This is a genomic window from Agathobaculum sp. LCP25S3_E8 (assembly GCF_052117165.1).
In the GTDB taxonomy this organism is placed as follows: Bacteria; Bacillota; Clostridia; order Oscillospirales; family Butyricicoccaceae; genus Agathobaculum.
The window spans coordinates 1-19274 of sequence record NZ_JBQKJR010000057.1 but is presented as its reverse complement, the minus strand read 5'-3'; the positions used below and the strand labels follow the sequence as shown (position 1 = coordinate 19274).

Genomic DNA, 19274 nt, shown 5'->3' with positions numbered 1-19274 from the left:
CCCGGCTGGCGAAGCTTTTTCTCCAGTCTGTTTTGTTATGCCCTTTTTCAGTCGCGCAAATTTTGCGGGACTTTTTTCATTTCAGCTATTGACTTTTGTTTGCAGGACTCCTGTAAAATACTGCGGCGGGTGGTTATCACCCGCCGCAGCTCCAAGCATCGGACAGGTTGCTTCTGTTTGAATCCGGTATGCCAAGCCGCCAATCGTCACAGCCACACATGACGGCTTCGATCACACTAATCCTTTCTCACAAACAAAATGCCCAATGTATTTGGCCCGCAATGGGAGGTGATCGTTGCTCCGGCGGTAGTTTCTAATATTTCCTCAAAATCCGGTGCAATTTCCAGTATCTTATCACGCACCGATTGGACAGCTTCCGGGCTGCATTTGGTGTGCGTAATAAAAATGCGGTGCTTATCAATGTCGGTGCGATTCTGGAGACGATCCTCCACATATTGCAGCATGACTTTTTCAATTCTGCCACGGTACTTTTTACCGGGCGTCATTTTTCCGTCCCGGACCTCGATGCACGGTTTCAGTCGAAGCAGATTTCCACCAAAAGCACCCAAGGCTGAGCAACGGCCGCCTTTGTAGAGATAGTCGAGGCTGTCTATGACAAAACTGGCTTCCACCCGTTTCGCCATTGCGGAACAGGTTTCCCATATCTCCTGCGCATAGTAGCCGTTTGCTGCCATTTCCGCTGCATGGAGGACTAACAGCCCTTGTCCGGTCGAAAGATTTCTGGAATCAACAACAAATACATTTCCGACTTCCTTGGCAGCAAGGCAGGCATTTTGATACGTGCTGGAAAAGTCACTACTGATGCAGAAATGGACAACACAGCAGCCCTGCTTCGTCCAGCGGTGAAATTCCTCTGCATAATCCGCGACATTTACGGCGCTGGTCTGTGGGAGCTTTCCCTCTGCATGAACGTATTCATAAATATCGTCCGGTGTGATTTCTGTTCCGTCTGCGCCGACCCTTTCGCCGCAGCAGACTGATAAGGGGGTGATGGAAACATCATATTGCCGCAGCAGTTCCGGCGAAAGATCGCAGGTGCTGTCTGATATGATCTTCACAGTCACGAATACGCCACCTCCGTCCGATTCACAGCTTGATCGTAAGGTCTGTCTGCTCCCACGGCATCAGGCAGGCGTTGCTGCCAAAATGTCCATAGCAGGACACATTGGAGAAAATCGGCCGTGTCAGGCCGAATCTTTGAATGATAGCGGCGGGACGCATATCCACACTATTTCGTATTGCCCGATTCAGAGTGTTTTTGTCTACCTTTTCCGTTCCGAATGTCTCAATGCGTACCGACATCGGCTCCGCCAGACCAATGGCATAGCTGAGCTGAACTTCACATTGGTCGGCCAAATCCTGTGCCACGATATTCTTGGCGATGTAGCGCGCCATATATGCACCGCTGCGATCCACCTTGGTGGCATCCTTTCCGGAAAAGGCACCGCCGCCGTGTCGGGCATATCCGCCGTAGGTATCGACGATCAGCTTGCGTCCGGTCAGACCGGAATCTGCCGCCGGGCCGCCGTACACAAAACGTCCGGTGGGATTGACATAGAACTGAGTGTTCTCGTCCAGCAGCTCAGCGGGCAGCACGGCTTCCATCACATGACGGCGCACCTCGGCGCGTACCGCCTCCGTGGATACCTCCTCCTGATGCTGGGCAGATACCAGCACAGATGCAATGCGGATGGGGCGGTCTCCGTCATACTCCACCGTCACCTGCGATTTGCCATCCGGCAGCAGGAACGGCAATTCGCCGGTTCGGCGTACCGTTTCCAGCTGCTTGGACAGCTCATGCGCCAGCTCAATGGGCAGCGGCATCAGGGTCTTTGTCTGCTTGCAGGCATAGCCAAACATCATGCCCTGGTCACCTGCACCGGCATCCAGTTGCTCCGCCTCCCGGCTGCGGGTGATGCCCCGTGCAATGTCGGGAGATTGGTGATGCAGATCTACTGTAATGGCGCAGGTATCTGCATCAAAGCCGCGTCCCGGCTTCGTATAGCCGATCTCGGCAATGACCTGCTGCGCTACAGCCCGGTAATTGACTTTGGCTTCGCTGGTAATCTCACCGAAAATGTGCATCTGGTTTTCGGCACAGGTCACCTCGCAGGCAACACGGGAATCGGGATCCTGCGCCAGCAGCTCGTCCAAAATCTTGTCCGCCACCTGATCGCAGACCTTGTCCGGATGGCCGCAGGTCACGGATTCCGATGTGAACAGCATTTTATCCACAGTATCGCCTCCTGTTAAGACTTCTTTGCCATCTTGCCGGTAAGCTGCGTACCTCTCTTATTGGGGAGGGAATTCCAAAGCTCATCAGCAACTGGAGCCCACTTCTCAGCAGCGGGTACACAGCGGTTGCAGTAGTCGCAAGCGCGTTCCGGGCTTTGCAGATCGGTGGAATGCGCGCCGGATTCGTCCACCATCTGTGTCAGCCGACCGGGGTTATCCAGCACAGGACAGGGGCGCAGCATATTTTCATTGAACGGCTGATTGCGGCGATAAGCCATAAACAGCGGGGACTGGTAGCACTCCAGCAGCGTCTTTTCCTTGATGTTGGAATCAGAATAATGAATGAATGCACAGGGTTCCATATCGCCGTTGGCGTTGATATGACAGTAGCCGCGTCCGCCGGCAATGCAGCCGCCCACAGCGTCGCCATCGTTCCAGAAGTCCATGGTGAACAGGGGCTTGGTCTTGCGGAACTTGTGGATCTGGTCGTACATGAACTTGCGCTGCTCCGCCGTGGCGATCAGCTCCGGCACAGCCGCCGCACCAATCGGCATATAGGTGAACAGCCACGCAAACTTTGCACCCATATCGATCATGGAATCAAAGTATTCCTCGCTGCCGATGACCTCTACATTCTTGCTGGTGTAGCAGCAGGAAATGCCGAACAGCAGCTTGCGGGCTTTCAGTCGCTTCATGGCCTCGATGACCTTCTGGTAAGTGCCATTACCGCGGCGGAAGTCGGTTGCCTCCTCAAAGCCTTCAATACTGATGGCCGGGACGAAATTCTTGACCCGCAGCATCTCGTCGGCAAAGGCATCGTCGATCAGCGTACCGTTGGTGAATGCAAGGAACGCACAGTCGCTGTGCTTCTCGCAAAGGCGGATCAGATCAGCCTTGCGTACCAGCGGTTCACCGCCGGAGTAGATGTAAACATAGGTTCCCAGCTCCTTGCCCTGCCGGATCACATCATCCAGCTGCTCAAAAGTCAGGTTCAGCTTATTGCCGTATTCCGCTGCCCAGCAGCCGGTGCAGTGGAGGTTGCAGGCAGAGGTGGGGTCCATCAGGATCGCCCAGGGAATGTTGCACTGATACTTGTCTTGCAGCTTCATGGAAGCGGGCGTGCCAATCAGCGTGCCGTTGATTGCAACGGTTTCTACCAGCTTTTTCCGCTGCTCGTCATCGATGTCGGTCCACAGGCTCTTTACCAGCTTCGACCAGTTGTTGTTCGGGTCTGCCAGTGCAGCACGAATTCCTTCGACCTGTGAGGTGATGGCCTGACCACTCTTGTCGTACTTCTCCAGCATATCCAGCAGCTTAGGGATATTGGTATCCGGATCCTTATCCAGATAACCGTAAACTTGCTTCATGGCAAAGCCTTTTAACACTTCCGAGGCATTCATAATAACAGTTCCTTTCTGTTTTGTATTGCTTTAGGATATTCTTATCTTAACGAAATCTCCACGCGAAAACTATGGCGGGAAAAGTCGATTCTTCCGAATTTCAGGGGAACCGCATCAATACGCAAATTTGCGCATTTTTGAATTTGTGCGCAAAAAAAGGCTGCCCCGTACAGGGCAGCCTTTGGAAGTATGTATCTCTTTTCTCACTCAATAGTCTGGACAGCTCCGGCCACAAAGGTATCAAAAAGGCCCCCCAGCCGGTCTACGCTCTCATCAATATCATTCTCCATATGGTTCCAGAAAAACTGCATGACAAAGCCGATATAAGCATAACGGCAAAAAGATGCGATATTGCGAAGATGATTATCTGAAATCGGGCGTCCCTCTGCCACTTGCTGTACCACCTTCAGGAAAACATCATCGGTCAAAGAAAAGATATATCGCTCCAAATGGTCGCGGGAAAGGCCATTAAACACATGATAAACTGTTTTCGGATGGGCTTTGCATTGATGCAGCACAGCTTTGGTGGTGCTTTTCCATTCAATAGGGGCATTGCTGGGGATAAATGATTCTGCCCTTTCCCAAAACCACGCACCCAACAAAGCATAGATGTCCTGATAATGATAGTAGAACGTATTAGGGCTGATACCTGCTCGTTTCACCAGCGCTGCTACGGTAATCTTGTTAAACGGAAGCTCCTCCTGCATTTCTTGAAATGTGGACATGATGAGCTTTTTTGTATATAAGGCCATATACAGCCCTCCTAAGTATGGGGGATTCTAATTCGTCTATATGCTGTATTTTACAAGATTTGAGGAGAAAACGCAAGCTTCTCCAGAATGGAAATGCAGCTTCTTCATTTATCCCGGCACATATAGGTGAAGCTTATCTGCAATTGTCTATTAGCATCAATACTTCTATAAAGGTGCGCTTTTTCCGGATTTAAACGAGAACGTTGTACTCCTTGGAAGAAAAACACCTTGACAAATCTCGTCTCAGAAACGGATACTCGAAGCCTATGCAAAGCAGAATGGCTTTACCAACCTGCGCTGGTACACTGATGACGGTTATTCTGGGGCAAATTTCCAAAGACCCGGTTTTCAGGCTATGCTTGCGGACATTGAAGCCGGGAAAGTGGGAACAGTCATCGTCAAGGATATGTCGAGGTTGGGGCGTAATTACCTGCAAGTGGGATTTTACACAGAAATGCTTTTTCCGCAGAAAGGCGTCCGCTTTATCGCTGTCAATGACAATGTAGACAGCGAAAATGGCGGCATGGACAACGATTTTACCCCGCTGCGCAACTTATTTAACGAATGGCTGGTAAGAGATACCAGCAAGAAAATCCGGGCAGTAAAGAGGTCGAAAGGAATGAGTGGGAAACCTGTTACCAGCAAAGCCGTCTATGGCTATCTCATGGACGAAAATGAAAACTTCATCATAGACGAGGAAGCCGCCCCGGTGGTACGGCAGATTTATCAGCTCTGCCTTGCCGGGAACGGTCCGACCAAGATTGCCCGTATGCTGACCGAGCAGCAAATCCCCACGCCGGGGACGCTGGAATACCAGCGGACAGGCAGCACCCGCCGCTACCACCCCGGCTATGAGTGCAAATGGGCGACCAATACCGTTGTGCATATCCTTGAGAACAGGGAATATATGGGCTGTCTGGTAAACTTCAAGACGGAAAAGGTGTCCTACAAGGTCAAGCACAGCGTGGAAAATCCCATTGAGAAGCAGGCGATTTTCCCGAACCACCACGAACCTATCATTGACAGGGAAACATGGGAACGGGTGCAGGAACTCCGCAAGCAGCGCAAACGTCCCAACCGCTATGATGAAGTGGGGCTGTTCTCCGGGATTTTGTTCTGCGCCGACTGTGGGCGGGTGATGTACCAGCAGCGATACCAGACGGACAAGCGGAAACAGGACTGCTACATCTGCGGCAGCTACAAGAAGCGCACCGCCGATTGTACGGCGCACTTTATCCGCACCGACCTGTTGACGGCGGGTGTCCTCTCCAATCTCCGGCAGGTGACAGAATACGCCGCCAAACATGAAAGCCGCTTTGTGAAGCTGCTTATCCAGCAGAACGAGATTGGCGGCAAGCGAAAGACCGCCGCAGCCACCAAACAGCTTGAACAGACGCAGGAGCGCATTTCTGAAATCAGCCGTATCATCAAACGGCTGTATGAGGACAATGTGACGGGGAAAATCAGCGATGGGCGTTTCATGGAACTGTCACAGGACTATGAAGCCGAGCAAGCGGAACTGAAAGAGAAAGCCGCCGCCCTGCAAGCCGAACTGGACAAGTCGCAGGCGGCAACGGTCAACGCCGAGAAATTTATGGGGATTGTCCGCAAGCACCTTGCCTTTGAGGAACTGACCCCCACCCTCTTGCGGGAAATGATTGAGAAAATCGTTGTGCATGAGTGCAGCTATGACGAGAACGGCACCCGCAGGCAGGACATTGAGATTTATTACAGCTTTGTAGGCAGGATTGACCTGCCCGAAGCCTAACGCCCGACCTATCCGGCACAGTGCGCAGGTGCCGGATAGCAACGGCAAAATTTTTTACACTTCTATTACTTCTTTATCACACATCAGCAAAATCACAGGGCATGAAGCAGTTTATGGCTAATTAAAGGGAACAAAAAGAAAGGAAAAGCACAATCCAGACGGTATCAGCGGCAGGCTACAAGAATAAATTGTGATTTCACAAGATTGGTGTTATAATAAGAGAAAAGTTCCTGCCGGGGCAGCCGCCCCGGTGGTATGGATAGAAAGGCAGGAAAACAATATGCACATCAGCTATAAACCACTCTGGCACACACTGTTAGAGCGTGATATGAGAAAAGAAGATTTACGCAAGGTCACGATCCGCAATGACCGGCTGCAAAAATACTTCCCCGCCAGCTACACCCCGAAGCAGATGGAAGATGTCATCATCAAGCTGCTGGAGGGCTGGCACCGCAAGCGGCAGCAGGAGCAGAGCCGATGAAAAGAAAGCTGCCATTCAGAAATGACCTGCCGGAAACCTGTTTTTCCGTTCTGCCGTCCAGCGGTCAGCTTATTATCATCCGGCATGGTGAGCGCGGCTATTATCCATCTGAGTGGGACACCGGCAGCCGGGAGGAAAACCGCGAGATCGCCAGCAGCCATAATGTGCGGCGCGGCATCACGGACATTCAGGAGGCCGCCATGCTGGCAGGCTCCATGTTCGGCTGGAACACGCCGGGTGCAAACCCGCAATGGTATTTGGACAACGCAAGATATGTGAATTCCAACATCGTCCAAGGCCATATCAAAGACCCAATCATGAGCGTGTACTATCCCGTCAGCAGTTTCTTACTGTGCTATGAGATCATGGGCAAACAGCACTTTTATCTGCCCGTGGACAAACTGCCGCAAGAGCTGATGGGCCAAAGGTCGCAGTTCATCATGCTGCCGGATATGGTATGTGGAGTACCGGTCATGCCGGTGACAGCGACTTTTGCACAAAACGGGAGCTGCACCGTCCAGTTGGAGTGCGGCTGCTATGTAGTGGGCGAAGCAGTCAATCAGGAATACCACATCACCGCTCGCGTTCGCGTCGGCAGCGCCGAGTTTGTCATGGGCGAATGTGAAAAAGCCCCTGCCCCCTTTGTCACATGGCAGCGCAACTGCAAAAACGACGGGGACGGCCCACCCAATTTCTTTTGGGGGCATTACCGCTCTGACCGCAGCTCCTGCATCGAGGATTTCTGTGAACGGGCCGGAAATGAATACAAAAAGCAGATGGAGCGGCAGAGGTGTGTGCCGCATGAGCGAAACCTTGGGGAACATAAAGCCGAACGGTAATGAATGGCCGTAAGTGCGAGAAAAGTCGCATCACCGCTATTGACGCTAAGTCGGCACACCGATATAATGAAAGTATCGCAAGAACCCTTCAGAACAGGAGGCGAGGAAAATGGACTTGCAGACTTTGCTCAATGAGCGGAACCTTTCAAAATATCAGCTATCCAAGCTCAGCGGCGTTCCCAAGACGACGATTATGGATATATGCGCCGGAAGAAGCGATATGGAGCGGTGTAATGCAAAGACGGTGCAAAAGCTGGCGCAGGCGCTGAACTGCACGATGGAGGACATGATGAAGCTGTCCTCCCCCTATGACGGGAAGGGCCTCCCCAAAGACCGAAGCTATCTGGAATGCGGACTGCCGGAATTTTTGCAGGAGTCCATCCAAGCCATGGTGAAAGCGTGGCAGAAGGTGGACAATGGCGAGAACTATACGCTTTGGGACTGCGATTACTGCAATCTGCAAAGCGACATCAACAGTGCGGAGGTCAACCAGATCATCAGCCCAGAGCAGGCGTGGTATCTCCGTGAAAAATATTTGAGAATGGAACGGGAGTGAATAAATGCAGATCGTTGATTTTACAAACCTTCCGAAGCGAAACAAAATGTATGCCGGTGCAAACGGCAGCAAGATCTCTGTGATTTACGAGGGGCAGCAATATATGCTGAAATTTCCTCCTCCGCCCACCAAAAACAAGGACATGAGCTACAGCAACAGCTGCTTTTCCGAGTATCTTGGCTGCCAGATCTATGAGAGCATTGGTATTCCTGTGCAGAAAACCATGCTTGGCACCTATACCGTAAAGGGGAAAGAAAAAATCGTGGTGGCCTGCGGCGACTTTACAGAGCCGGGTGTCACCCTGCAGGATTTCGCCTCCCTGAAAAACCAAATCATTGACTCTGAGCGCAGCGGCTACGGCACGGAATTGTCCGATATTCTTCATACCTTTGAGGAACAAAATGCAGTTGACCGCATGGCGGTAACGGAGAGATTCTGGGATATGTTCATTGTAGATGCGCTGATTGGCAACTGGGACCGGCATAACGGCAACTGGGGTTTCCTCTATGATGCGCAGACGGATCAGATGACGCTGGCTCCGGTCTATGACTGCGGCAGCAGTCTGTATCCCCAAGCGGACGAAAAGATCATGGAAACGGTGCTTGCCAGCGAGCAGGACATGAATTACCGCATTTTCGAGATCCCCACCTCTGCGATCATGGTCAACGGGAAAAAGATCAAGTATTTTGATTTTATTTCTTCCCTGCAAAATGAGGACTGTAACCGCGCATTGAAGCGCATTGTTCCCCGTATTGATATGGCAAGGATACGCAAGCTCATTGCGGATACGCCGTTTATTACGGGCTTGCAGAAACGATTCTATTGCACCATGCTGGAGAAACGCAAGGAGCGAATCCTGGATTATTCTCTGGAAAGGCTGAAGAACGCCCCGACCAAAAGGCGTCCGGTCAAGCAGGATCGGGGCGCACGATAATCGAATCATCGAATGAGCGGCACGGGAAACCGTGCCGTTTCGCTTTGCCGGGATTATTCTACGATGAATGTCTCGGCCTTATTTTTTAGAACGATAGAGGTGAAAGAGAATGACAGACCGTGAGCCGGTAAACATCATGGGCGTTATCGCCTTTCCAAACCCGGATAAGGACCAGCGCGTGATCCGCTTCATCGACAGCGAATACCACACGCTCTTTACCATCAAGGATGGGGAAAGCATCGTCATTACCCGCTTTGACGGTGAAAAGATGGCTTTCCCTTGCAAGTACATTGACGATTGCCATGTCTGCATCGGCAACTCCGCCTATCATATTTGTGAGTTTGCAGAAATGCAGGAACGCAGCGGCAATACCTATCTGAAGGAGAACCGTAAAGCGGCGTTGGATGCAGTCAAGCAAGCGTTACATGACAAATTTCCGGGAAAGAAAGTGCCGAAGCAGCAGTTGGAACGTATGCTGAAACAATTTCAGGCCAAGACGAATGGACGATATGCTGAGTTTTCCGGAGTGATTATCTGGTATCTGAAACGACAGATCGCCAGAGTATGAAGGAAGCGAAAAGGCCCTGACTAAAATTAGGTCTGTAATTTTTTGCGAAATGCTCATGCACCCCCTATACTTTTCGGTAGGAGGTGCATGAGCATGAATGCAATGAATGAACAGACCCGCGCTGCGGTAGAGGAAGTCCGGCGAACTGATTGCGAGTTTTTGACGGTTCCACAGGTAGCTAAGATTTTGAAGGTCAACAAGAACATGGTGTATGACCTCATCAGCGCCAAGCTGCTGCGGGCGGTCAAGCTGGGCAGTACCAAAGTGGCGACCATTGCCGTGGAGGACTTCATCCGCGAGATGGATGCCGGACTGATCGAGTATGACCATGTGACCAAAAAAGCCACGCGGCATCGCTCCAAGGCCAAATCTGCGGCAAGCCAGAATAAGTAAGCATTTCCCTTGTGGAGCCTGACTCGGTACTGGATTTGCAGAGCGTATTTTTTGTGGGCAAAGCGTGGGCAAAAAACTTTTCGATTACGCTGAGAGCCTTATATCGTCTGATTGATACGGTAGAAGAATCCTATCACCAGACGAGGCTCGTCACGGCAAGGCTTTCGAGGGTCTGCTGCAGCGCTACTTCGGCTAAGAGAAGCTATCAGGAAGGAACCGGAATTTTCGGTTCCTTCTTTTTGCAAAAAAAGCGGTCTGCCAATGCAGACCGCTTTTCATATCGTTAGAAAAATACCGAACCAACCGACACAAGTAATGCGGTCAGCAGACCGGCCACACCAATGGCAAGGCCGCTCATCGCGCCTTCGGTTTCACCCAGTTCAATGGCACGCGAGGTGCCGACCGCATGGGCGGCGGTGCCGATGGACAGGCCCATTTGCACGGCGTTGCGCACACCGATGCACTTGAGGAAAGTCGGCAGAAGGATAGCACCCACGATGCCGGTGAACACCACGGCAATCGCGGTGATTGGCGCCAGACCGCCCAGCATCTCAGAAAGTGCAACGCCAATCGGCGTGGTGACCGATTTGGGAATCAGTGAGCGGGTTGTCGCGTCAGACAGGCCGAACAGCCGGCAGAACAACAGCACACTCAGAATGGATGTCAGCGAACCGACCAGCGCGCCGGCGAGGATGGGCACTAGATTTTTTTTCAGCACATCCAGCTTGCGGTAAATCGGAACGGCGAGCGCAACGGTTGCCGGAGTCAGGAAAAAGGAAATCAGCTGACCGGCGCTTTCATAGGTTTGATAGGAGGTGCCGGTCACGACCAGCAGCGCCCCGACCAGTATGGCGGAAATCAGCAGCGGATTGCACAGCGGCGAGCCGGTTTTCTGCTGGATTTTTACGCCCAGCGCGTAGCAGCCGATGGACAATGTCATCCAGAAGGTGGAGGAGGAAAGCAGGTCAGTCATGGTCAAACGCCTCCTCACTCTCACGGTGCTGCAAACGGAACACGATGTGCACAGTAAGCGCGGTGGCCGCGGCGGTGCAAAGCGTGGTCAGCACGCATACCGCAAGCATGGCCAGAATTTCGCTCTTGATCTGCGCGAAAATCTCCAGCACGCCCAGACAGGCGGGCAGGAAGAAAAATGCCATGTTTTGCAGCAGAAAATCTGCGGAATGCTCGACATGGTCCATACGGACCGGACCGAAAATCAATAGCAGAAGCAGCAGTGTCAGTCCGAGCACATTGCCGGGCAGCGCGCCGTGCAGTAGGATGGATAGCGCGTCGCCTGCGACGCAGCAGGCGATCAGGACGCCCAGTTGCCGAATGTAGTTCAAGGGGTTTCGTCTTCTTTCTCGGTTTCGTAGTCTGCGGTCATGGCGCCCAGCAGGGTCTGGTAGATCGCCTCCGCGTTGTTTTTGAAGGTGCGCTCAAGCATCGCGGCCTGTCCGCGGCTGACCACATCCATCTCGATAGCGAACACCTGCTCCATTTCCATGCGAATGGTCAGGTCGTTTGCAGCGCGCTCGGTCACCGCTGTATGAATCGCGGCATCCCGTCGGATTTGGCGTACGACACGCAGCGCGGAGCGCTGTGCGGCTTCGCGTACCGGATAGGGAAGCTGCTTTTCAAACACGCGGATGGCCTCGCGGCCTTTGTCAGTAATGCGGTAGGCGGGCTCCCCATCGCCGGGAACCTCTTCGATGTGGCCGGTCGGCACCATCTCATAAAAGGCTTCGCTTAGCTCAAAGTAACCGAAGCCCTCATCGCACCAGGTCGTCAGGTCCACAACCGTGCTGAAACTGACCGGAAATGGCAGCAAATCCATGGCAAACAGAATGAGAAATTTAATATCCTCTTTGGAATGGATAAAACCGTGACGGACCATAATGCGCAAGCCTCCTCTGTTGACAAAATCGCTTAAAGTAGTATACCCCAAAAAGCGGGAAAAAGCAATCGGCTGAGCGGACAAGGATGCGGGTGCCCAAACGGTTTGTGTTTGTTTGTTTTTGACGGAAAAGCGCACAAAGAACAGACGAACGCATGTACGATTTTTGGCGGCGAGGACGGGAAAAATCGGTTGAACAACAAGGGCGCGCGCGGTATAATGAAAAGACGGAAACTATCGCAACGGGAGAGAAATACTATGCCGGAAGTTGTTTTGCGCGTCGCAACCGAACAGGATGCAGCCGATATGCTGGCGCTGTATGCGCCGTATGTCATTCAAACCACGGTGTCGAGCGAATACGCGCCGCCGTCGCTGGAGGAATTTCTCGGGCGTATGCGCACGTATGGTCAGCGTCTGCCGTGGCTCGTGTGCACGGTAGATGGGGAAGTGGTCGGCTATGGCTACGCTTCGCCCCACCGCACCCGCGCGGCGTATCAGTGGTCGGTCGAGACGTCGATTTATGTCGCGCAGGAATGGCACCGACACGGCATTGCAGGTGCGATTTACGCGGCACTGTTTGAGCTGCTTACCATGCAGGGATACTATAATATCTATGTTGGCATCACCTCGCCGAACGAGCGTTCAATGAAGTTCCATAAGGCGATGGGCTTTATCATCTCGGGCGCGTATCAGGAGAGTATGTACAAGTTCGGTCAGTGGCGGGACGTGCTTTGGATGGGCAAAAGCCTGCGTCCGCATGAGGGTGAACCGCAGCCGACCGTCCCGTTCCCCGAAATCAAGGACAGTCCGCTGGTTGCCCGCGCCCTGCGGCAGGCGGAGCAGCGCATTCATCTGTAAACCACAAAGGAGGCCGAGCGAATGGCGGACAAACTGCATCAAAACCATCGGGAGCGTGTGCTGGAAAAGTTCCGCCGCTTTGGGCTGGATGTGTTCAGCGACCACGAGGTGCTCGAACTTCTGCTGTTTTTCGCCATTCCGCGCGTGGATACCAACCCGACCGCGCACCGGCTGCTAGAGCGCTTCGGCTCGCTGCATGCGGTTTTGGAAGCGCCGGTCGAGCAGCTTTGCGAGGTGCAGGGCATCGGGCCGCGCTCAGCCGACCTGCTCAAACTGTCGTCTGCAATGTGTGCGCGGTACGAGCAGGACGTGGCCAAGAGCGAACGGCACAGCGATAAGCTGAACAGCTATGAAAAAATCGGAGAGTATTTCATGCCGCAGTTTGCGGGCGAACAGGATGAGGTGCTGCTCGCCGCCTATCTGGATGGAGCGGGGCGCGTCATCAAGTGCGAGGAGATTGCCCGCGGCGGCCATACGCAGGTGACGATGGATGCATACAAGATTGCCCGGGCTGCGCTGTTGTGCGGTGCGTCTGGCGTTGTGCTGGCGCATAACCATCCGAATGGGACAGCTACCCCATCCGAAGCAGATATGCTTGCCACGCGGCGGCTTGAGCAGACGCTCGCCGGACTGGGATTGGAATTGGTCGATCACTGCGTCGTTGCGCGTGGCAAATATACGTCTATTCATAGGCTGCGCGCCGGCAGATTGGGACAGAGGAGGTAGGATATGCCGGATTTTCACATTGTAAGTCCTTATAAAATGGCGGGCGATCAGCCGGAAGCGGTCGCAAAGCTGGTCGAGGGGATCAATAACGGCCTGACCGAGCAGACCCTGATGGGTGTAACTGGTTCAGGCAAAACCTTCACCATGGCGAACATCATCGAGCAGACCCAGCGGCCGACGCTGGTGCTTGCGCATAACAAAACACTCGCCGCGCAGCTGTGCACCGAGCTGCGGGAGTTTTTCCCGGATAACGCGGTCGAGTATTTTGTCTCTTATTATGACTACTACCAGCCCGAGGCATATATTGCCTCAACCGACACCTATATTGAAAAGGATTCGGCCATCAACGATGAAATCGACCGTCTGCGCCACTCCGCGACCTCGGCGCTCTCCGAGCGGCGGGATGTCATCATCGTCTCGTCCGTGTCATGCATTTATTCGCTGGGCGACCCGATAGATTACAAGAAGATGGTCATTTCGCTGCGCCCTGGCATGGAAATCAGCCGCGAAACACTGATTCACCGACTGATTGACATTCAGTATGAGCGCAACGATATTGCTTTCGAGCGCAACCGCTTCCGCGTGCGCGGTGACACGGTCGAGATTTGGCCGGTATATTCGGACGAGGACGTGGTGCGCATCGAGTTTTTCGGGGACGAGGTCGACCGCATCAGCCGCATCAATCCGCTGACCGGCGTGGTGCTGGGTGAACTCGGACACACGGCGATTTTCCCCGCCAGCCACTATGTCACGCCGAAGGATAAATTGCAGGCTGCCATCCAAGATTTGGAGGAAGAGCTGGAACAGCGCATCCGATATTTCGAGGAGAACGGCAAGCTGATTGAAGCGCAGCGCATCGGTCAGCGCACGCGGTACGATATCGAAATGCTGCAGGAAATCGGTTTTTGCAGCGGCATCGAGAACTATTCGCGCGTGCTGTCGCGCAGAGAGCCGGGGAGTGCGCCGTTTACCCTGATTGACTATTTCCCGGAGGATTTTCTGCTGATTGTAGATGAGAGCCACGTCACGCTTCCGCAGGTGCGCGCTATGTACCACGGCGATCGCGCCCGCAAGGAGAGTCTGGTTGAGAACGGCTTCCGTCTGCCTTCGGCTTATGATAACCGCCCGCTCAACTTTGATGAGTTCAACGAGCGCTTAAACCAGATTGTTTACGTCTCCGCCACGCCCGGCGAATATGAGCTGTCACGCTCCGGGCAAGTGGTGGAACAGGTCATCCGCCCGACCGGTCTGCTCGACCCGGAGGTGGTCGTGCGCCCGGTCGAGGGGCAGATTGATGACCTGATTGGCGAAATTAACGCGCGCACCGCGAAGGGCGAGCGCGTGCTGGTGACCACGCTGACCAAAAAGATGGCCGAGGATTTGACCGGCTATCTGGAAACTGCGGGCATCAAGGTGCGTTACATGCACCACGACGTCAAGACCATCGAACGGCAGGAGCTGGTGCGCGATTTGCGGCTGGGCGTGTTTGACGTGCTGGTCGGCATTAACCTGCTGCGCGAGGGCCTGGATATCCCAGAGGTGTCGCTTGTCGCCATCCTCGATGCGGACAAGGAGGGCTTTTTGCACTCCGAGACCTCGCTCATCCAGACCATCGGCCGCGCCGCGCGTAATGAGCACGGTATGGTTGTGTTGTATGCGGATAGTATCACACCTTCGATGCGCCGCGCAATGGACGAGACCGAGCGCCGTCGCGCCTTGCAGGACGCGTTCAACAAAAAACACGGCATCACCCCCAAATCGGTCAAAAAGAAGGTGCAGGATGTTATCGAAATTACGTCCAATGTGCCGACGAGCAGCAAGAAGAAGCTGCGCACCAAGGGCGAAAGGCAACAGGAGATTGCCCGCCTGACCAAGCAGATGAAGGAAGCGGCCAAGATGCTGGAATTCGAGATTGCCGCGCAGTTGCGTGACCAGATTCGGGCGCTGGAGGAAGGAAAATGAGGATTTTCACACTCATGGAGGATACCGCGTGCGCGCCGGACTTTGTCTGTGAGCATGGTCTGAGTTTTTTTATGGAAACAAACGGTCGCAAGCTGCTGTTTGATATGGGGCAGACAGATTTGTTTTTGAAAAACGCGGACGCGCTCGGCATCGACCTGTCCGCGGTGGACACGGCCTTTGTCTCGCATGGGCATTACGACCACGGCGGCGGACTGGCGGCGTTTCTGGAAATCAATGACCATGCGCCGGTTTATGTGCACGAAAGAGCGTTCGAGCCGCACTTTTCCCACAAGCCGGAGGGCATCAAGGACATCGGTCTGGACACGGCGCTGGAAGAGAATCCGCGTCTGCGGCACGTCAGTGGTGTGACGCAGATAGATGAAACGCTGACCCTGTTTTCCGATATTACAGGCGCGGACTGCGTGCCTGCGGGCAACCGCACGCTGTACGAGCAGGAAAACGGACAGTATGTTCCTGACCGTTTCCTGCATGAGCAAAGTCTTATTGTGAGCGAAGGGGAGATGGCGGTGCTGTTTACGGGCTGCGCGCACCGAGGCGTTATCAATATCTGCGCGCGGGCAAAGGAACTACTTGGCCGCGACCCGGATGTCGTCGTCGGCGGCATGCACCTGTTCAGCCCGTCGACCGGCAAAAGTGAGCCGGACGAGCGCATCCGTGCAGTTGCAGAACGTCTTGCGCAGACGAGCAGCCGCTACTATACCTGCCACTGTACCGGTCCGCATGCGTATGATTTGCTGCGTGAAACGCTCGGTGAGCGCATCGCGTTTCTGTCCGCGGGCAGTATGATAGAAATCTAAATGCGGCATGCTATCAGAATAGAGAAACCCGAAACAAAAGTGAGGATGAAGCAGAAAAAGCTATGCACGAATATATTCATGTCAAGGGTGCGCGTGAGCACAACTTGAAAAACATTGATATTAAGATTCCGCGCGACAAGCTGGTCGTGCTGACCGGTCTGTCCGGTTCGGGCAAGTCGTCGCTGGCGTTTGACACCATTTACGCCGAGGGTCAGCGCCGCTATGTCGAGTCGCTGTCCAGCTACGCGCGGCAGTTTTTGGGGCAGATGGACAAGCCGGATGTGGACTATATCGACGGCCTGTCGCCTGCCATTTCGATTGACCAGAAAACCACTTCGCAGAACCCGCGTTCGACGGTCGGCACGGTCACGGAGATTTACGATTACATGCGTCTGCTTTGGGCGCGCATCGGCACGCCGCACTGCCCTAAATGCGGCAAGGAAATCCATCAGCAGACCATCGACCAGATTATCGACCGGCTGATGACGCTCGAGGAGAAAACGCGCGTGCAGATTCTCGCACCGGTCATCCGCGGCAAAAAGGGCGAGCATGTCAAGGTGTTCGAGGACGCTCGTCGGCAAGGCTATGTGCGTGTGCGGGTGGACGGCGAAATGCGCGACCTGTCCGAGGAAATCAAGCTGCAAAAGACCAAAAAGCACAACATTGAGATTGTCGTCGACCGTATTTCGATTCGCGCGGATGTGCGCAGCCGCCTGACCGATTCGGTCGAGACGGCGGCAGCGTTGTCGGGCGGTCTGGTGATTGCGGACGTGGTCGGCGGCGAGGAAATCACCTTTTCGCAGAACTATGCCTGCGAGGACTGCGGCATTTCCATCGAGGAACTCACCCCGCGCATGTTCTCGTTTAACAACCCTTACGGCGCATGTCCGGTGTGTACGGGACTGGGCATGCAGATGCGCGTCGACCCGGACCGTATTCTGCCCAACCGCAAGCTGTCCATTCGCAAGGGGGCCATCCGCGCCTCCGGCTGGGGCAGCGCCGAGCCGGGCACGATTGCGGGCATGTACTTCACAGCGCTCGGCAAAAAGCACGGCTTTACGCTTGACACGCCAATCGAGGAGATGAGCGACGCGGCGGTGCACGAGCTGCTGTACGGCACGGGTGATGAACCGCTGGAGTTGTCGGTCAGCCGCGTGTCGGGCGGCGTGATGCGCCAGCCGTTTGAGGGCATTGTGGTCAATCTGGAACGCCGCTACAAGGAGACTTCGAGCGACTATGCACGCAGCGAAATCGAAGAGTGCATGAGCGAAATCCCCTGTCCCGCGTGTCACGGCCGCCGTCTGCGGCCCGAGGTGCTGGCGGTGACGGTAGGCGGACTGAACATCGCGGAGTTTTCCGAAAAGTCGGTCGTCAAGGCGATGGAGTTTTTGCATACCTTGCAGCTGACTGAGATGCAGCACAAAATCGGCGACCGCGTCATCAAGGAAATCATGGACCGATTGGGCTTTTTGCAGTCGGTCGGTCTGGAATATCTGACGCTTTCGCGTTCGTCCGGCACGCTGTCGGGCGGCGAGAGCCAGCGCATCCGGCTTGCCACCCAAATCGGCTCATCGCTGATGGGTGTGCTGTATATTCTGGACGAGCCATCTATCGGCTTGCACCAGCGCGACAATGACAAGCTGCTTGCGACCCTCCAGCGTCTGCGCGATCTCGGCAATACACTGATTGTGGTCGAGCACGACGAGGACACCATGCTCGCGGCCGACCACATTGTGGATATCGGTCCGGGCGCGGGCCGCAACGGCGGCGAGGTTGTGTTCGAGGGCAAGGTGGACGATTTGCTGAAAAGCGAAACCTCCATCACCGGACAGTATCTTTCCGGCCGCAAGTGCATTCCGGTGCCTGCGGTGCGCCGCAAGGGCAACGGCAAAAAACTGACGGTTAAGGGCTGTGCGGTGAATAACCTAAAGCATACGGATTTCACCATTCCGCTCGGAACGTTTACCTGCGTCACCGGCGTGTCCGGCTCGGGCAAATCCTCGTTTGTCAATGAGATTCTTTATAAAAAGCTCGCTGCCGAACTGAACGGCGCCAAGACGCGCGCGGGCGCGCATGATAAATTCATCGGCCTTTCCTATCTTGATAAGGTCATCGACATCAACCAGTCGCCCATCGGGCGCACGCCGCGCTCCAACCCCGCGACCTATACGGGCGTGTTCAACGATATCCGTGACCTGTTCGCCAAAACGGCGGATGCCAAAGCGCGCGGCTATGGGCCGAGCCGGTTTTCCTTTAATGTCAAGGGCGGACGGTGCGAGGCTTGCGCGGGCGATGGCCTGCTCAAAATCGAGATGCACTTTTTGCCGGATGTGTATGTGCCCTGCGACGTGTGCAAGGGCAAGCGGTACAACAAGGAAACGCTCGAAGTGCGCTACAAGGGCAAGAACATCTATGAAGTGCTCGACATGACGGTGGACGAAGCGTGCGAGTTTTTCGCTAACGTCCCTAAAATCGCCAGACGGCTCGAGACCATGCGCGAAGTCGGGCTGGGGTACGTCAAGCTCGGCCAGTCGTCTACCACGCTGTCGGGCGGCGAAGCACAGCGCGCCAAGCTCGCTACCGAGCTTTCCAAGCGCTCGACCGGCAAGACCATCTATATCCTCGATGAGCCGACCACCGGTCTGCACGTCGCAGATGTGCACAAGCTGGTCGATGTGCTGCAAAAGCTGGTCGATGCGGGCAATACCGTGGTCGTTATCGAGCACAATCTGGACGTTATCAAAACGGCCGATTATATCCTCGACCTCGGTCCTGAGGGTGGCGACGGCGGCGGTCGTTTGGTTGTGGCCGGCACGCCGGAAGAAGTTGCAGCCTGCCCGGATTCCTACACCGGACAGTACCTCGGACGGGTGTTGGAACGGCAGAATACGGCGAAAACAGAAGAATAAAGCGGCTTTTTGCGTGAAAAAAGCGGGCATTTCTTTGCGAAATGCCCGCTTCAGTCTGTCGAAAAAGTCCAGCAAAAGCTGGGCTTTTTCGTTTGAGCGCGGTAAAATAGGAATAGGTGGTGAGAGCAATGCTGGAACGAGGAAAAATGGATCGGGATGT

18 protein-coding genes and 2 pseudogenes are annotated in these 19274 nt (G+C 54.4%); 13 read left to right on the top strand and 7 right to left on the bottom strand.

Going from position 1 to position 19274, the window contains the following annotated elements:
- A partial coding sequence (locus ACTQ34_RS14795; protein ID WP_441364479.1) for a hypothetical protein occupies window positions 1-181 on the top strand: 181 nt, incomplete at its 5' end.
- Window positions 182-236: 55 nt separating this feature from the next.
- Here ACTQ34_RS14795 and ACTQ34_RS14790 read toward each other — a convergent pair.
- The 4 genes from ACTQ34_RS14790 to ACTQ34_RS14775 all read right to left on the bottom strand — a co-directional run bounded on the left by ACTQ34_RS14790 (window position 237) and on the right by ACTQ34_RS14775 (window position 4408).
- On the bottom strand, window positions 237-1085 hold the full coding sequence (locus ACTQ34_RS14790) for a DegV family protein (RefSeq protein WP_441019427.1): 849 nt from the start codon (window positions 1083-1085) through the stop codon (window positions 237-239).
- A gap of 22 nt (window positions 1086-1107) precedes the next feature.
- Window positions 1108-2247 carry a methionine adenosyltransferase gene (gene metK, locus ACTQ34_RS14785; RefSeq protein ID WP_441210668.1) on the bottom strand — a complete coding sequence of 380 codons (1140 nt, stop codon included), beginning with the start codon at window positions 2245-2247 and terminating at the stop codon, window positions 1108-1110.
- 23 nt (window positions 2248-2270) lie between these two features.
- Complete coding sequence (locus ACTQ34_RS14780; protein WP_441019425.1) at window positions 2271-3656, bottom strand: radical SAM protein; 1386 nt, start codon at window positions 3654-3656, stop codon at window positions 2271-2273.
- Window positions 3657-3859: 203 nt separating this feature from the next.
- A complete protein-coding gene (locus ACTQ34_RS14775) occupies window positions 3860-4408 on the bottom strand; it encodes a TetR/AcrR family transcriptional regulator C-terminal domain-containing protein (RefSeq protein WP_441019424.1) in 549 nt (182 codons plus the stop codon).
- 235 nt (window positions 4409-4643) lie between these two features.
- Between ACTQ34_RS14775 and ACTQ34_RS14770 the strand changes: the two are divergent.
- The 7 genes and pseudogenes from ACTQ34_RS14770 to ACTQ34_RS14740 form a co-directional block, all read left to right on the top strand.
- Window positions 4644-6176 (top strand): annotated as a pseudogene (locus tag ACTQ34_RS14770) (recombinase family protein); the annotation flags it as partial.
- Window positions 6177-6366: 190 nt separating this feature from the next.
- Window positions 6367-6525: pseudogene (locus ACTQ34_RS14765) on the top strand (helix-turn-helix domain-containing protein); the annotation flags it as partial.
- A 128-nt stretch (window positions 6526-6653) separates the two neighbouring features.
- Window positions 6654-7496, top strand: a complete 843-nt coding sequence (locus ACTQ34_RS14760) for a hypothetical protein (RefSeq protein ID WP_441364478.1) — start codon at window positions 6654-6656, stop codon at window positions 7494-7496.
- Window positions 7497-7605: 109 nt separating this feature from the next.
- Complete coding sequence (locus ACTQ34_RS14755; protein WP_441364477.1) at window positions 7606-8052, top strand: helix-turn-helix domain-containing protein; 447 nt, start codon at window positions 7606-7608, stop codon at window positions 8050-8052.
- A gap of 4 nt (window positions 8053-8056) precedes the next feature.
- Window positions 8057-8986: a HipA domain-containing protein gene (locus ACTQ34_RS14750; RefSeq protein WP_441364476.1), complete on the top strand. Its 930-nt coding sequence runs from the start codon at window positions 8057-8059 to the stop codon at window positions 8984-8986.
- A 109-nt stretch (window positions 8987-9095) separates the two neighbouring features.
- Window positions 9096-9554 carry a hypothetical protein gene (locus ACTQ34_RS14745; RefSeq protein ID WP_441364475.1) on the top strand — a complete coding sequence of 153 codons (459 nt, stop codon included), beginning with the start codon at window positions 9096-9098 and terminating at the stop codon, window positions 9552-9554.
- A gap of 93 nt (window positions 9555-9647) precedes the next feature.
- Window positions 9648-9947 (top strand): helix-turn-helix domain-containing protein, encoded by a 300-nt coding sequence (locus ACTQ34_RS14740; RefSeq protein ID WP_441364474.1) that lies wholly within the window; start codon window positions 9648-9650, stop codon window positions 9945-9947.
- A gap of 283 nt (window positions 9948-10230) precedes the next feature.
- Here ACTQ34_RS14740 and ACTQ34_RS14735 read toward each other — a convergent pair whose 3' ends face one another.
- The 3 genes from ACTQ34_RS14735 to ACTQ34_RS14725 are packed head-to-tail and all read right to left on the bottom strand — an operon-like array spanning window position 10231 to window position 11841.
- Window positions 10231-10920, bottom strand: a complete 690-nt coding sequence (locus tag ACTQ34_RS14735; RefSeq protein ID WP_441364473.1) for an LrgB family protein — start codon at window positions 10918-10920, stop codon at window positions 10231-10233.
- Complete coding sequence (locus ACTQ34_RS14730) at window positions 10913-11290, bottom strand: CidA/LrgA family protein (protein WP_441364472.1); 378 nt, start codon at window positions 11288-11290, stop codon at window positions 10913-10915. The genes ACTQ34_RS14735 and ACTQ34_RS14730 overlap by 8 nt, the downstream gene beginning before the upstream one ends.
- Window positions 11287-11841 (bottom strand): DUF4364 family protein, encoded by a 555-nt coding sequence (locus ACTQ34_RS14725; RefSeq protein ID WP_441364471.1) that lies wholly within the window; start codon window positions 11839-11841, stop codon window positions 11287-11289. The genes ACTQ34_RS14730 and ACTQ34_RS14725 overlap by 4 nt, the downstream gene beginning before the upstream one ends.
- Window positions 11842-12099: 258 nt before the next feature.
- Here ACTQ34_RS14725 and ACTQ34_RS14720 point away from each other — a divergent pair, with 258 nt between their 5' ends.
- The 5 genes from ACTQ34_RS14720 to uvrA all read left to right on the top strand — a co-directional run bounded on the left by ACTQ34_RS14720 (window position 12100) and on the right by uvrA (window position 19114).
- Entirely contained in the window at window positions 12100-12699 is a 600-nt protein-coding gene (locus tag ACTQ34_RS14720) for a GNAT family N-acetyltransferase (protein ID WP_441364470.1), read from the top strand.
- 21 nt (window positions 12700-12720) lie between these two features.
- On the top strand, window positions 12721-13425 hold the full coding sequence (locus ACTQ34_RS14715) for a JAB domain-containing protein (protein ID WP_441364469.1): 705 nt from the start codon (window positions 12721-12723) through the stop codon (window positions 13423-13425).
- A 3-nt stretch (window positions 13426-13428) separates the two neighbouring features.
- Window positions 13429-15387, top strand: a complete 1959-nt coding sequence (gene uvrB, locus ACTQ34_RS14710; protein ID WP_441364468.1) for an excinuclease ABC subunit UvrB — start codon at window positions 13429-13431, stop codon at window positions 15385-15387.
- Window positions 15384-16205, top strand: coding sequence for an MBL fold metallo-hydrolase (locus tag ACTQ34_RS14705; RefSeq protein WP_441364467.1), 822 nt, complete (start codon window positions 15384-15386; stop codon window positions 16203-16205). Before uvrB ends, ACTQ34_RS14705 begins: the two co-directional genes overlap by 4 nt.
- Window positions 16206-16267: 62 nt before the next feature.
- Window positions 16268-19114: an excinuclease ABC subunit UvrA gene (uvrA, locus tag ACTQ34_RS14700; RefSeq protein WP_441364466.1), complete on the top strand. Its 2847-nt coding sequence runs from the start codon at window positions 16268-16270 to the stop codon at window positions 19112-19114.
- Window positions 19115-19274: the final 160 nt, after the last annotated feature.